This is a genomic window from Vibrio sp. TBV020, assembly GCF_046056895.1.
GTDB lineage: Bacteria > Pseudomonadota > Gammaproteobacteria > Enterobacterales > Vibrionaceae > Vibrio.
The window spans coordinates 635,453-649,313 of record NZ_JBEEAQ010000001.1 but is presented as its reverse complement, the minus strand read 5'-3'; the positions used below and the strand labels follow the sequence as shown (position 1 = coordinate 649,313).

At 42.0% G+C, this 13,861-nt stretch carries 13 protein-coding genes; 5 read left to right on the top strand and 8 right to left on the bottom strand.

Annotation, left to right across the window (positions count from 1 at the left end; translation table 11 throughout):
* Positions 1-9: 9 nt before the first annotated feature.
* The 8 genes from AAFX28_RS02720 to AAFX28_RS02685 all read right to left on the bottom strand — a co-directional run bounded on the left by AAFX28_RS02720 (position 10) and on the right by AAFX28_RS02685 (position 9,276).
* Positions 10-618, bottom strand: a complete 609-nt coding sequence (locus AAFX28_RS02720; protein WP_408685394.1) for a hypothetical protein — start codon at positions 616-618, stop codon at positions 10-12.
* A gap of 161 nt (positions 619-779) precedes the next feature.
* Positions 780-1,268 (bottom strand): hypothetical protein, encoded by a 489-nt coding sequence (locus AAFX28_RS02715; protein WP_408685393.1) that lies wholly within the window; start codon positions 1,266-1,268, stop codon positions 780-782.
* The gene (locus AAFX28_RS02710) at positions 1,258-3,759 is read right to left on the bottom strand and encodes a calcium-binding protein (RefSeq protein ID WP_408685391.1); all 2,502 of its coding nucleotides are present in this window, start codon (positions 3,757-3,759) and stop codon (positions 1,258-1,260) included. Before AAFX28_RS02710 ends, AAFX28_RS02715 begins: the two co-directional genes overlap by 11 nt.
* An 8-nt stretch (positions 3,760-3,767) precedes the next feature.
* Positions 3,768-5,933 carry a type VI secretion system Vgr family protein gene (locus AAFX28_RS02705; RefSeq protein WP_408685389.1) on the bottom strand — a complete coding sequence of 722 codons (2,166 nt, stop codon included), beginning with the start codon at positions 5,931-5,933 and terminating at the stop codon, positions 3,768-3,770.
* Between the two features lie 110 nt (positions 5,934-6,043).
* Positions 6,044-6,562 carry an Hcp family type VI secretion system effector gene (locus AAFX28_RS02700; protein WP_408685387.1) on the bottom strand — a complete coding sequence of 173 codons (519 nt, stop codon included), beginning with the start codon at positions 6,560-6,562 and terminating at the stop codon, positions 6,044-6,046.
* A gap of 182 nt (positions 6,563-6,744) precedes the next feature.
* Positions 6,745-7,602 (bottom strand): DMT family transporter, encoded by an 858-nt coding sequence (locus tag AAFX28_RS02695; RefSeq protein WP_408686806.1) that lies wholly within the window; start codon positions 7,600-7,602, stop codon positions 6,745-6,747.
* Positions 7,603-7,792: 190 nt separating this feature from the next.
* Positions 7,793-8,380: a GNAT family N-acetyltransferase gene (locus AAFX28_RS02690; protein ID WP_408686805.1), complete on the bottom strand. Its 588-nt coding sequence runs from the start codon at positions 8,378-8,380 to the stop codon at positions 7,793-7,795.
* 74 nt (positions 8,381-8,454) lie between these two features.
* Positions 8,455-9,276, bottom strand: coding sequence for a helix-turn-helix domain-containing protein (locus AAFX28_RS02685; protein ID WP_408685386.1), 822 nt, complete (start codon positions 9,274-9,276; stop codon positions 8,455-8,457).
* A 143-nt stretch (positions 9,277-9,419) separates the two neighbouring features.
* Here AAFX28_RS02685 and AAFX28_RS02680 point away from each other — a divergent pair, with 143 nt between their 5' ends.
* The 5 genes from AAFX28_RS02680 (at position 9,420) to AAFX28_RS02660 (ending at position 13,783) form a co-directional block, all read left to right on the top strand.
* On the top strand, positions 9,420-10,499 hold the full coding sequence (locus tag AAFX28_RS02680) for a threonine aldolase family protein (protein WP_408685384.1): 1,080 nt from the start codon (positions 9,420-9,422) through the stop codon (positions 10,497-10,499).
* A gap of 58 nt (positions 10,500-10,557) precedes the next feature.
* On the top strand, positions 10,558-10,818 hold the full coding sequence (locus tag AAFX28_RS02675; RefSeq protein ID WP_408685382.1) for a DUF2999 family protein: 261 nt from the start codon (positions 10,558-10,560) through the stop codon (positions 10,816-10,818).
* Positions 10,819-10,972: 154 nt separating this feature from the next.
* Positions 10,973-11,233, top strand: a complete 261-nt coding sequence (locus tag AAFX28_RS02670; protein WP_408685380.1) for a DUF5062 family protein — start codon at positions 10,973-10,975, stop codon at positions 11,231-11,233.
* Between the two features lie 142 nt (positions 11,234-11,375).
* Entirely contained in the window at positions 11,376-12,602 is a 1,227-nt protein-coding gene (locus tag AAFX28_RS02665; RefSeq protein WP_408685378.1) for a MalY/PatB family protein, read from the top strand.
* 191 nt (positions 12,603-12,793) lie between these two features.
* Complete coding sequence (locus AAFX28_RS02660; RefSeq protein ID WP_408685376.1) at positions 12,794-13,783, top strand: GGDEF domain-containing protein; 990 nt, start codon at positions 12,794-12,796, stop codon at positions 13,781-13,783.
* Positions 13,784-13,861: the final 78 nt, after the last annotated feature.

Genomic DNA, 13,861 nt, shown 5'->3' with positions numbered 1-13,861 from the left:
AAATACAACTTAGTTGTTGAACATCTTATTAAATTCACTTAGGGCGAAATTATAGACTCTAGCGTTTGTATCTTTTATCGAGAGTACTTCATTTGGAACAGACTTTAACTTTGTTTGGCTGTCAAAGTAAAAGAACCAAAAACTTTTAAGTTCCCGGTCTGATAAGCGATCTAGTTCTTCTATTGCAGTATTTTTGTGGGAAGTTAAAAATTCACGTAGAAGGTATTGCAGGTAGGCGACATTATCTACTTGCCAATGACCGTTAACACCGAGCTGGAACATATTAGAGTATTGGTTCTTTGAGATAGCAAGTTTGAAAAACTGGTCAAGGTAATCGTACGACTTTTCATTTCCTGCGAGTAGGCCGTCTGTGCCTGAGTCTGCTTCGGAATAACCAAATATTGCTAAGAAACGGTCAAAGTTTTTTGGGAAACACTGATAAAAGCGTTCCTGATTGCTTACAACATCATTATTTTTCTCAATCATACTGTACGTCGATTCGATACAGGTTACATCGGATGCTAGGTTATAAGGCCTTACTGGCTGTGCAGATGCAGAGAGAGACAGTATTAGAGTCGATAACAACAGTACGTTTCTAAGCTTATTACTAGTCTTCATATATTAATGTGATTTCAATTTTTTCGCATCTTAACTTCAGATGAATAGCGTATCGAATCTATGTCAGACTATCGTGAGCTGCACTGGTAGGAAAGGTGAATGAAAATAAAGTATCGTCATCTATTTGTTTCAAAGAGTAAATTTGGGAAGATTGTTATTGATTAGTTCTTTAATAGACACCTATTTATTTGTGTGACGAACTCTCGTGAATTATTGACATCGGGGGAGAACTCTCCCTCTAAATTTCCACTTATGTATACAGAAAAGTAATTGGCATGTTGTAAGCTTAGAATGAAATCATTCCACTTTTTATAGCTAGTTTTGTCTTCAAAGTTAGTGGGAAGTTCGTGGCTTGTTGAGTTAATTACAATGTTTACTTTAGAAAATTCTGGTGTGTAACTATTGCCTTCACCGATATCTAGAGCTACTGAGCTCATTTCTCCTGTGTCAGAAAAACCAACATCACAACTGACAATAAGCTTTGAACCTTGTTCATTAGTAATACTAAATTCGAGAATGCCTTGCCCATAGCCAGATAGCCATTTTTGATTGGACTTTGAGCACGTTGCAAATGAGTAACTTGATAGTGAAATAAGCACTATACCCAACAAAAAAGCTCTCTTCACGGCTGCGTAGCCTTTAGTTTTCATATTTTTTTCCGTTCTCATAGTATGCTCGAATATTAGAAGCTATTTCTTTTTTTGTGATTCTTCCATCCTTATCTACATCATGGAATAAGTTGTCTTCATACGCACGCTGCCCTTTTTTATATATGACATCATTAAGATCCTTTTTTATAATTGCAGGTGTGAAAATAGCAAAGTACACATCTTCTAAGGTCCACTCTTCTGTGGGCACTTTAACCATCCTCGCGATTTTTACAAAATATAGTTCTACATAGTCTAGCTGTTGACTATGAGACATTTTTGCTAAATCTGATGTTGTCGTACCCAACCATCGTGCAGTACGGTCCATAAATTGAATTAAGCCAGTAGCGGAGGACCTTGGGTTTTTAACAGCAGGGTCAAACGTTTGTCCTGTTTCTAAGGCAATGCATGCGAGAATATAGTTAGGGTCTATGCTCAAGTTTTCACCAACTTCGATAACCTTTTGTCTAAAAGACTTAGCAACTTCTAAGCCATAAATATCAATGACTTTTTTCATCCAGATTAGAGGATAATTATTTTTAGTTTCATTATTTATCGGCCACCAGTTCCATACCTGTTTTGTGTTACTTAGAGTCTGTGTATTAGGCATCCAGATCAAGTTATCAATACGACTCTTCTCATGTTCTATTAGCTGTTTAAAGTCGTTGTTGCTGTACTTTTCAGTCAACTTATCTAAGAAAGGCTTTTCGCCTGACTTGATGGCCCATTCGCTAGCATGCTTAGTGATAGCATGCTTACAACTATCCCACTCGGTTAAGTTCTCAATGATATCAGAGCCAGGGACATCCTCTTCACCAAGAGTGAGTTTTTTGAACAGAAGTTTGAAAAACTCTGATGGTTCATCTTTATCAAGAAAACCATCGCTTTCAAAGCTGTCTTCAACGATTTTAAATTCAGCAGTATCGTCACTATTGGTCTGAGTCGTGTCGGTAGGGCTAAGCTCCGTATTTGATGATTGGCCAAAGAAAATATCAATAAAAAACTGAGGCGGTTGCTCCGTTGAGAAAACTTCAAAGTGAACTTGATAACGACTCTTATATGATGACTGCTGGCCGAGTTGAGCTGCGTCAAAGCGCCCTAAGTAACCGATAGGATCTCCGGCTTTTACGGTGAGCTTCGAGCTGTTACCAAAGTTGTTAACCTTGTGAGCCCCATCAGAGCTAAGCGCAACAGTTTTTGGTCGTATTACTTCAACTAGGTTGTCTTCAATGCAAACCCAAGCAGCACGAATAGGTTGGCCGTCGTCATCCTTAACATCGTTATCAGGGAAGGAGCAACGTGCCATGTGACGCTCAGTACTACCGATGAATTGCATGCTGGAATCTTTAACTTTTGAATACTTTACTCGGGTCCCTTTAGGGATCGTGCAAATTTTTTCGCCTGCATTCAGCTCGCCATTTCGCGAAGTAGGATCAGACCTTCCAGACAACTTGTCGACGTTGACACGGCCTTCAACTTCAGTATAGAGCCAGCTAGGGATCGCGTAGGTTTTGGTGAATGTGCTAAAGAGATCAGTTGGCTCGGGATATTTGGAAACCGCTAGCCAAATGGTACTGCCTACCGAAAGATCGACATTGGTTGATCGCTCCCCTTTGTTGTCAATTATTTGATAGGCGGCCATGAGATACTTCTCGCTTCTTACTGGCTCAATGTTTTCTAGCCTCAACAGCTTGCTCTCTACGGCTAAAGTATGAGCAGCTTTGGACATGTCTGAGCTAGCTCGTGCTCTCCGTCTTTGCGTTGTTTGAACACAAGGGTTAACAGCCATGTCAAAGTCGCTGTTTTCAGAGTCATAGGTGGTGTAACTAGAATTAGTCAGAAAGCTATCGGTGATATCGACAGGTTGTTTTTCTTTGTGTGTTGCTAACCAGACAGTATTTCCCTCAGCAGCGATAGCATCGGTGTTGTTTTGATTATTGATGATGGTAAATGTTTTGAAGATATAGCCATCTCTAGTTACTGCAGTATCATTCGTCGCTTCAATGACAGAGCTAGCCCTTAAAACTACCTCGTTGTCATTTAACCCGGCTTCGAGGCGAATGTTTCGGTTTTTTGTCAGTTCGTAGCGGGCATTTGCCGAAACCTCTCTATGAGGGGCGCATAGCGGGGCGAGATGCATATACAGTGAGTAAAATGTAAATGTGGCATCACTGTCATCAGGGTTAGGTACGGAGTGTTGAAGCAAACAGAAATCATTGCTGAATTGGAGTTGTTCTCCCATAAACTCAGACGTTTGATATTCTTTGCCCACACGGCAAGCAATCACTTTTCCGTCAGCAATCGCTCTTATCGGTCTCTCACTTTTAAGCCAAGGAGCATTTTTGTCGGTAAAATGAATCCCGCCATGCCAAGATGAGTTGTTCGGGTTAAATCCGAACTGGCCAATTTTTTCGTGTTGTAGCAATGTTTCTAGTTCATTTTGATCTTTGAACTCGCTACCGTCTTCTTTGGTTAGAGGAAATACAAACTTCATGAATATGCTTAACCCGAAAAATTAAATGGAATGTAGTCTTGGTCGTCCGGTTTATTTTGAGCGTCAGTTGAGGACGATGATGCTCCTGAATCACTAGGTTGAGCTTGCTCCCCAAGCTTGCCAATAGAATCTCGTTCTGCGCTTTGGCTTAACTCATTCACAACGTTCGCATTGTCAGCTTGTTTGGTTGCGGTGACCGTATTTTTTTCAATTTCGTTGACGACGGTTTTGTTGGTGTGTGTTGCCGGTAGCTCTGCTAGCTTTCCTGAGTAACCACTACCTGAACCGGCACTGCCGCCTGAGTTTAGATTGACTTTTGCCCCTACCAAGTGGACACCCGCGGGGTCGACTTTCAAAAAACTTCCGGCTGCTTTTAGGGTTATCTCGCTACCAGCTTCAATTACAACTTTGTTGCCAGCTTTTACATGTATTTCAGAGCCGGAGTCGTTGACCCATATACTGCCTGTTTTTAGGTGTAAGCTACCTTCAACGATGAGCGTTTGATCTTTACTGACTTTCGTTCTTTTTTCTCCTTCAATGGTTTCATGTTTACTTCCATGGACATGAGCGAATTGGTCCCCCTTCACTATGAGGTGTTTGTCGTGTTTGATGTGTAATGTGCTGTCATGCTTTACTTCACTATCCCAATCTTTTTGAGCATGCAGGTAAATTTCTTCTTGTCCTGATTGGTCTTCAAAACTCAGTTCATTGAACCCCTCTCCTTGATGAGTCTCTGTACGTATAACCGTTTTACTTTTGTGTTTCGGAAGAGGGTAAGGTGTTGTATTGGTGACATGGTACGTACGCCCAGTAATTATGGGTTGGTCAGGGTCGCCATTAAGAAATTCAACAATCACCTCATGGCCGACTCTAGGAATTGCGACAGTGCCATATTGGCTACCTGCCCAAGCTTGTGACACTCGTACCCAGCAAGAACTGTGTTCGTCTCCGTTGGAATAACGATCCCAAGGGAACTGAACCTTTACTCGTCCATTATCATCACAATATATCTCTTCATTGTCTGGTCCTACGACGGTAGCAATCATAGGACCATGAATTAGTGGTTTAAGTTGTGGCGTAGCTTGCCAATTATATTGGCTTGGGATGGTGGAAAACGTATTCGAGTAAGTGGTTGCACCTGACCCCGCTTCTTCTTCAAGCGCTTGAGGTTGCGACCCCGAGTGATGAACGGAAACAATGACCCAAGTTCTATTTATTGCTTCATCAAAGTGCTGTTGGAGATCGACTTTATAGCCAGCTTGCAGTGTTGGGGCATTGCTCAGCCCTTTAGCTGTGTGTGTTTCTCTGCGTAAATGTTCTAGGCGAGTGTTAGCGAACTTCAAGCCTGATTCATCACATTTAAAGCGGCCTGGCGCGTCGAAATGTTCGTAGGCTTCAATTTGATCAGACTCATCTCGGGTGCTGATTAATTGTTGAAGTGAGTAATGAGGCTTTTTGAAGTAGCGATCTCTAAGCTCAACATGACTAACCTGAACAGATGCGGCGACTTCGAAGTTTGAAATATAAGGTTCACTCGTTATTCCACCAGCTAGGGCATTATAAGAAATAGGATCTGGCAGACTGGGAAGCGCCTCACTGTCATCACTAAAAACGACAGTATGTCGGCCATTTTGAAATACAAAACTGTAGTTCAAGCCTTCTTCCGCCGCTAAACGGTGCAGAAATTCGAGGTCACTTTCTCGATACTGGGTACAAAATTCTCTTTGGTGATACTCTTTCTGCAATGTGAACGCAAAGTCTTCGATGTTCATCTCTTGAAGAAGAATAGAGATTATTTCAGGAGCTGACTTTGATTGAAAAATTCTGCAATTGTGCCTGAGTGATAGTAGCTCTAACGCTGGAACGATGGTTAGGCTATAAAAGGTGTGATGATGGCCAGTGTCTCCTTTACTAAAGTTTCTAACAATACCGTGAACTCGACGAGAAGCTTGGCCGTTAAGAAATATCGTTAACTGAACAGGGCAATCGACGACATCTGATGCGTTAATATGCGGGTTTCTGCTAGCAAGTTGCACATCATAAAGGTAACCATTACAGGCTTTTCCATTCTCAAACTGATTATGAGACAGGGTTTCTGTTCCTTGAAACTCTCTTACCACAAAAGCATCAGAATTAAGCCCATCTACAGAGATTGTAAAGTTCAGAGTAGTCATTGGCTCGGTCCTACAAAATGGCTAAAACTCTAATCAAGAAGCAACATGAACTACTTCTTGATTAGAGCAACAAATAGCCCACCATTCGGCAGGCCATTGGTTTGAGTCGATTATGCTTCGATAGGTTTGCGCCAGTCGTCAGAACCAGACGTACCTGCATTGACATGATCCCAGGTAATCTTACGGTAAGACATTGAAACAGTGAGGTTTTGAGTGAAGTCAGACATCGATGGATCTTGACAGTGAGGCATCTCACAATTGATGTCTACAATTGAAGCGTTCTCTAGCTTGGTGGTAAAGAAGTTCTCTTGCTTACCTTCGATAGATGTACGGTACCATTTAAGTTCAACGCTCTTCATTTTTTCACCTGATGAAAGCGCGTTGTAGAGTAGAGGTACTGCTTTGTTGAGTGAAACAGTAAATGTAAACGGCTTATGTACGCGTTGTCCTGAAGGTTGACCAGACTGTGGGTCAGTTGGAACAGTCACTGTATGGTCAAACTGTTGTACCAGCATTTCATCTTCGTGACCTTCAACAAATGAATCACCGATAGAGTCAGCAGTACAAGCACCAGCAGTAATTAGACCCTGAGTTTCACCGTCGATAGAGATATAACATGGAGTTGGCATAGCGTTCCTTCCTTAAGTAAGTTCAAATAACAAATGAATGCGAATACTAAGGAGCAACAGCTATGCCTGATTTTTATATTTAATAAAATCAACTAGTTATGGTTTATGTTGTGAAGTGGCGAGCAAGTCTTTACCTAACGCAAGCAACATCACGAGGAAAAAGAAGCAAGGGTATGGTGGAATCAACTCGCTCTTTTAAATGGATTGAGTATCTTCTTACCAAAGACATTGATAAGTGCACCAGTCACGATCAAACTCCCCCCTAAATAAGTCCAGACGGATGGCACTTCATTGAACAACCAGACGCCCAGCAGCGCAGAGAAGACGATTTGGATATAGGAGTATGCAGACGCTTTGCCTGCTGCTTGAGTTTGCATCGCTTTGGTTAAACCATACTGACCGATTTGAGTAAAGACACCAACGAGTACCAGTATAAATGTAAGGTAAAGACTTGGTAGAACAAACTCATCCCACATCAAGAATATCGAAGTTGGCAGAGCAACGAGTGGGAAATAGAAAATGATCACTGAGCTGTCTTCTGTTTGGCTTAGCTTGCGAACGATGACGTAGGCAATGGAGCTGCCCATCGCACCAATTAGAGCAGTTGTCACACTGAATAATGGGAGCTCGTAATCTACATTGCTATTGATACTAGGCTGAACCATAACCATTAGACCCGCCAAACAAAAGGCAATGCATACCATGGTCGACGATTGTATCCGTTCCTTTAAGAACAGCACCCCGAGCAAGGCTGTGAATACTGGGTGCACGTACTGCAATATGGTGGCCTCTGCTAAGGGTAGGGTAGTCACAGAGTAGTAAACACACATGAGCGCAAGTGTGCCAACTGTTCCTCTGACGAGTAGCAACGGTTTATTATTACCCCACACAGAAATGCGTTTACGCTTCACATCTAGGTAGCTGATGATAAGAGAAACAAGCGCACGAGCGGCTACGATTTCGAAAACAGGGATGCCGTAGGTGCTGACATACTTAACGCATGCGGACATAAGTGCAAAACCGAGCGCAGAGAGTAGCATGTAGCGAATGCCGACAGGAATTTGTTCAAAAGTAAGTTTGGAAAAAGGCATGATTAGCTTTGTTTTCGGGGTCTTAGTTGTAATCATGTCATTTGCGCAAAAGAGGTTCAATGAGCTTTTAAAAAATAATAAAAAGGCAGCCCAAGATGGCTGCCTAATGTGTTGTAAAGCGACGCGCTGTTAGAAAGGGTTAACCCTCTAACGCCAAGAACTGAGTGCGCGTGAGTCCATAATAAAGTTTATCGTCAAACCCGCTCTCTAGTTTGTAGTAATCGGCTTGTTGACCTTCTTTGTGGTAACCAGACTTCTCCAATGTACGGTAAGAGCCTATGTTTGACGCATAGCAGTCCGCACTTATCTTATGTGCGCCAAGTTCATTAAAGCCTATCTCGGTCATTAGCTTGCAAGCTCGAGTGGCAATCCCCTGACCCCATGCAATTACAGGGAGTTGATAGCCGACTTCAAAATTGCCTGTATGGAACATCACGTTAGTAATTGCAGTCATCCCCATGTATTCACCACTGTTTGTGCGAAGAACAAAGGTTGGACTGTCTGGCCAATTACCATCTTTAATTGCTTGGCCCGTGTTCTCAATAATTGGGCCGAAGAAACCCTGATATAGGCTTTCATCAGCAGGTGCAAAAAACAAAAACTGATTTACTCGGTCGTCTTCTAGCATATTGATGATATCGCTAAGGTCGCTAGGCTGAATGAGACGTATGGTTAGGTTGTCACTAAATGGGATTGCGTTCCCTTGTTTTAGTTGTTCGTATTTCATCATGTGATACCTCTTAATTTTGCGGCCATGATAATGGTTACTGAGTACCAAAAATTGGACTTTTGCGACAACCTTTATTCGAAATCACCATAAATATCGATAGTAAGATCTCGGTTTTTAAGATAGCCAGCTGGCGTCTTCTTTAGCTGTTGTTTTAATTGACGGATCAGGTGGGACTGATCGCTAAAACCAAACTGTTGTGAAAATGAAGCCCAATCAATCGGTTTGTCGTTTTGATACAAGGCCAACACCATGTTTTCTAGGTTTCTCATCGTAAGGAACTTTTTTAGGGTCAGCCCCGTGACGGTTTTAAAGCTGCGTTCAAGCGTGCGTCTAGAGCAGGCACAGTGATTGGCAAGCTCGTCTATCTCAATGGGGTTAGCGGTGTTTTCAACCAAAGAAATTGCTTTATGTGACAGACGGTAGGCTTGATCTTGGTATGTCGATAGGTCTAACTTACTAAAAGTCGTACTCAAGGCATCGACGATTTCCTGTTGACATGAACTCGTCAGCAAACCATTGATAAAGTCCGTCGCCAGAATATCATTAAGCCATGGAAACCAAGTTATCTGGTTTGTCTCTATTGACGCCCCTTTGGTGAGAAGATAAAGCGCGTCTGGCTTTAATGTGATGCCAATCCTTTTTAGTGGAACTTGTTCTTCCAAGGTAAGGAGTTGTTCACTTGTGGTCAAAAGATGGCAACCATATCCGACATATTGCTCCTTATTCCCAACGTAGTGATAAGGCTGAGCCGATGGTGACAAAATAATATGAGCCCTAGGGTTTGGAATAAGCTTGGGCTGAGAATCAAGCGTCTCTTCTGGGGGTACTTCAAGGTACCAAATCTGGTGGATTAACCATTCATAGCCGGGTAAGGGCTGCTTCCATGTAATCATCTGGGTCTGACTATTCAAACATCTACTGGTTAATCTTAATGGGTTTTGCAACAAAAGGGCACAGATATACTGCGATAGAGATATTTACTCCACCTAGCTAAGGGGATAAATTGAGACCAAAGCTTTTGTCTAAGGAAAGGATAATGAGTGCAGAACTCAAACAGCGCTGTCATACACATTTACCAGGTAACCGTGAACCTTCACCTGCGGAACAATTTACTCAAATGGCAGCTTGGTGCGCAGAGCACGATGTTAGCCATGACATATATGGTGACGGCGAAACGATTCAAGCATTTGAACAGAAAGTGGCTGATCTATTAGGTTATGAAGCAGGGCTATTTGTTGTTACGGGGACAATGACACAACCTACCGTACTTAATCTTGCTTCCCGTAAGCGACGAAACCCAAATGTTGCAATGCATTGCTCTAGCCATATTTGTGTTCATGAAAAGCAAAACTATCAACTCCAAGACCGATTTAAAGTTCTGCCTGTGGGAAACCCCTATCAGCCCTGGACGCTAAAGGACTTAGAAGTGTGGCATGATGAAATTGCCGCTGTGCTTTATGAGTTACCAATGCGTGAGATAGGCGGGCAATTACCTGATTGGGGTGATTTAGAAGAGATTAAGTCTTATTGCCAAGCCAAGGACATTCACCTTCACATGGATGGAGCTCGTCTATGGGAATGTGCTGCTTACTATCAAAAATCATATCAGCAAATCGCCCAAGGTTTTCATACCGCTTATGTTTCTCTTTATAAGGGAGTCGGTGGTCTTGGTGGGTCAATGCTGCTCGGTTCAAAAGCGTTTATTGAAGAAGCTTCTGTTTGGATGAAGCGACAAGGTGGTAACCTTTATCATCGTACGCCATACATTGTATCTGCCGCGATGCAGTTTGATGATAGATTAGCGAACCTTCCGAGCTTATTCGAACGAACGAAACAGATTTACAAAGTGCTAGAAGAGTTTCCTCTGTTAGCAGTGAACCCGATGCAACCGCAAGCGAACTTGTTTCATCTGATACTTCCGTGCAGCCATCAAAAAGCGCTAGAAGTACAAAAAGAAATGGCGATTGAGAAAGGAATTTGGTTTGGAAACCCGCAAATTATGGAGTACCCAAGCCACTGCAAAATTGAGTGGTACGTTGGAGATAACCTACAGACTATCAGCGATGATGAACTACGTAATTTCTTTTCTGATCTACTTGAAATGGCAGCACGCTAGCACCACATATTGAATAACAGTTTGCTCGATAATGAGCCCAATTTATTTAGGTATGGTAATGAATCCAATTCTTGCACTTTTGAAAGAGAACAATGTTAGTGATGAGCAAATCAACGAGTTGTTTCAAACATTGACTCAAAACCCACTTGCAGCAATGGCTACGATTGGTCAACTCGGTCTACCTCAAGATAAACTGCAGCTACTTATGGGGCAGGTGATGCAAAACCCAGCTCTAATTAAAGAAGCGGTTGAAGAGCTTGGTCTGGACTTCGCGAAAGTTGAAGAAGCAAAAGAAAAGCTACAGAGCCAGCAGCAATAAAAGTTGTTCGTTCAATTTAGTGTTTAAAAAGCCAGCAAGCGTGTTCTTGCTGGCTTTTTTATTATTACTGTTTCTCAATTTGAGACTCTGGTAATCAAGATAATGGCTTAGCTTGATATACTCATCAAAAGAATAAGCCAGAGAGTGTGATGATATGTCAAAAACAGCAAAGCTCCATAACGAAGATAAGTTGGTTAAAAAGGCGCTAGAAATTGGCGGTAAGATGGCAAAAATGCAAGGGTTTGATTTACCCGAGTCACCGCAACCCGTTCGCGTAAAAGCCATCTATCTATTTTTAGTCGATGCCAAGCAAATAACCCCACTCCCTGATAGCAAACTTGATGGTGCTAATATCAAACACAGGTTAGCTCTTTGGATTCATAGTGCTTTACCTGACAATGACCCACTTAAATAAGCGGTCTATCTACAATCGATAATTAAGGCGAGCAAAGAATGTTCGCCTTTTTCGTCTTTTGGATTTGAGTTACGTCTTACTTTGTAGAGTCGGCTGGTGTTAATTCAGCTTTTAATTTTTGTACAGAGCAACAGAGGTAAGAATGTCCAATTTCAATCCGTCTATGGTGAACAGCCACAATAACTTTATTAAGTACCAACCAGAGATGTTGGAAAATATATATGGGCATCAGGATGTGTTTCCATACTGGGTTGCAGATATGGACTTTCAAGTTGCTCAGCCGATTACGGATGAAATCAGCCGTTTAGCGCAGCGCGGTGTATTTTCGTATGAATTTAATGAGCAAGCAGTATTCAATTCAATCTCTGCATGGCATCGCGATAGAAATAGCCTTGAATTATCGCCACAGCAATTCGTTCAGGTGCCTGGCGTACTATCAGGTATTGCCATGATTGTACGTCACCTGACGGATGAGGGAGACAGTGTTTTAATTCATACGCCAGCGTACCATCAGTTTTCGAATCTTATTACGAAAGCTGGACGAAATGTTGTTTCAAGTAAGCTTATCGACGTTGATGGCCACTACGAGATAGATTTTGCTGATCTTGATAAGCAGCTTTCTGAGCATCAAGTAAAGGTAATGATCTTTTGTAATCCACATAACCCAACGGGGCGAGTTTGGACAAAAGAAGAACTCGACAAAGTCACTCAAGTGGCGACGAAACATGACGTGGCAATAATCAGCGACGAAATTCATGCTGATATTGTATATGGCGATAATCAGTTCCATAGCTTAGTCACAACAGGTTATGACAAGCTGGTGACATTGTTAGGTTCTCCGGCAAAAACGTTTGGTATGCACAGTATCGCGAATGGCTATATTTACATAGAAAATGAGACGTTGTTTAAAGGGTTTAAGCAGCTAGTGGCTTCTATGTATCTTGATCATGGTAATGCGATCAGCACGCTGGCTACGATAGCGGCGTATACGAAAGGTCATCAATGGTTAGATGAAATGAATGCGTATTTGTCCGATACGGTTGATTGGATTGACGAGTTTGTTAGTAAAAACATTCCTGCAATCAAGATGTTTAAGCCTCAAGGGACGTATCAAATATGGTTTGATTTTTCTAAGCTAGGTTTGAGTGTTGAACAATTAAGAGAAGTTGTGTTCAATCGCGCTAAAGTAGGATTGACTCCAGGACAATGGTTTAGTGCAGAAAGCGGTCAATATATGCGTATGAATATCGCCACAGACCGAGACAATATTATTGCCTCATTCAAAGCCCTACACTCGGTAATTCAAGAGTTTGAACCGAACCAATGCCAAGAGCAACAGGCGTTTGAAGATAAAGGGTGTTGCTGCTAATCAGCAAAAAAAGCGAATCGAGAGGTTCGCTTTTTAGTTCCGTTCACTAAATTCTGATCTGCAGCGAAAGTGTGTGATTTTGGTATTGTACTGAGCATTAAAAGAGAAGTTATCGTACCTCGTAGCAAATAATCTGCTTTACTATAATTGTTACTAGGATTCTATAAATCGAAATGCTTGGTCTTTTATTTATGCCCGATAACATAAGAATACAAAAGTACTATCAGCAATGTGAAAACTTGCTCAAGTTTTCTGGGTTGTCTTGGTGGCTTATTGATCTTGAAGACAATCCTGACCTCTTTTACTGCAACGATACCATGTGTAATACCTTTCACTTAGACTCCACCTTAACCGCGCACTCTGTTAGTAAAACCTGCCCAATTGCAGGTGACTACAATCAGAATATTTCGATTAAGAACAGCGAAGAAGCACTTAGAATCTTTAACGAATATGGAGAACTAAGACATAACACGATTGAGGAATATCACAATCGGTTCCCATACTATGATTCGGTATTAGATGAAGTGCTTTATTTTACCAGCAGAGCAAGAGCGTTAGTTCGAAGTTGCGCAGGGCAGGCAACGGTCTTATTTGGCATTATTGAGCCTGAAATTGCCAGTGAAGAGCTCTATCGGCTTGCATCACTTGATGGCCTGACAGGGCTGAAAAACCGCAGAGAGTTTGATAGTCAGTTGCAGTTTTTACTCAACTTAGCGAAAAGAGAAGGTAGCGCGGTCTCCATGATCCTTTGCGATGTTGATCAATTTAAGCTCTACAATGATAGTTTAGGGCACTACGCCGGTGATCAATGCCTACAACGTATTGCCCATTCTTTGTCTGAATCTTGTAAACGCGAAACGGATTTGGTTTATCGATATGGTGGAGAAGAGTTTGCCTTTTTGTTTTATGGTACGGATATCGATGTAGGTAAATTAGCAAGCTCAATATGTCGTGGAATTAATGACCTTGCGATTCCTCATAGTTGCTCTAAAAGAGGGATTGTTACCGTGAGCACTGGACATGCAACTCTTGGCGCAGGAGGTAACTTTACAGCGAAGGAACTTATCGAAAAGGCTGATAAAGGGCTTTACTATGCCAAAAGCCTAGGGGGAAACCGAGAAGCTAGCTACTTTCAGGCGATAGAGTCTGTGAAAAGTGAGAGTGCACCAGCAGTGAAATAGTGGTCAATTACTCCTGTAAGTGGGTCTATGATCCGCAAAAAATATAACTCGCAAATAAAAAGGCGAACCGAATGGCTC

Bases quoted from the DNA above. Each gene is read 5' to 3' on its own strand.
- AAFX28_RS02720 (WP_408685394.1), bottom strand. From the start codon at position 618: ATGAAGACTAGTAATAAGCTTAGAAACGTACTGTTGTTATCGACTCTA.
- AAFX28_RS02715 (WP_408685393.1), bottom strand. From the start codon at position 1,268: ATGAAAACTAAAGGCTACGCAGCCGTGAAGAGAGCTTTTTTGTTGGGT.
- AAFX28_RS02710 (WP_408685391.1), bottom strand. From the start codon at position 3,759: ATGAAGTTTGTATTTCCTCTAACCAAAGAAGACGGTAGCGAGTTCAAA.
- AAFX28_RS02705 (WP_408685389.1), bottom strand. From the start codon at position 5,933: ATGACTACTCTGAACTTTACAATCTCTGTAGATGGGCTTAATTCTGAT.
- AAFX28_RS02700 (WP_408685387.1), bottom strand. From the start codon at position 6,562: ATGCCAACTCCATGTTATATCTCTATCGACGGTGAAACTCAGGGTCTA.
- AAFX28_RS02695 (WP_408686806.1), bottom strand. From the start codon at position 7,602: ATGCTACTCTCTGCGCTCGGTTTTGCACTTATGTCCGCATGCGTTAAG.
- AAFX28_RS02690 (WP_408686805.1), bottom strand. From the start codon at position 8,380: ATGAAATACGAACAACTAAAACAAGGGAACGCAATCCCATTTAGTGAC.
- AAFX28_RS02685 (WP_408685386.1), bottom strand. From the start codon at position 9,276: ATGATTACATGGAAGCAGCCCTTACCCGGCTATGAATGGTTAATCCAC.
- AAFX28_RS02680 (WP_408685384.1), top strand. From the start codon at position 9,420: ATGAGTGCAGAACTCAAACAGCGCTGTCATACACATTTACCAGGTAAC.
- AAFX28_RS02675 (WP_408685382.1), top strand. From the start codon at position 10,558: ATGAATCCAATTCTTGCACTTTTGAAAGAGAACAATGTTAGTGATGAG.
- AAFX28_RS02670 (WP_408685380.1), top strand. From the start codon at position 10,973: ATGTCAAAAACAGCAAAGCTCCATAACGAAGATAAGTTGGTTAAAAAG.
- AAFX28_RS02665 (WP_408685378.1), top strand. From the start codon at position 11,376: ATGTCCAATTTCAATCCGTCTATGGTGAACAGCCACAATAACTTTATT.
- AAFX28_RS02660 (WP_408685376.1), top strand. From the start codon at position 12,794: ATGCCCGATAACATAAGAATACAAAAGTACTATCAGCAATGTGAAAAC.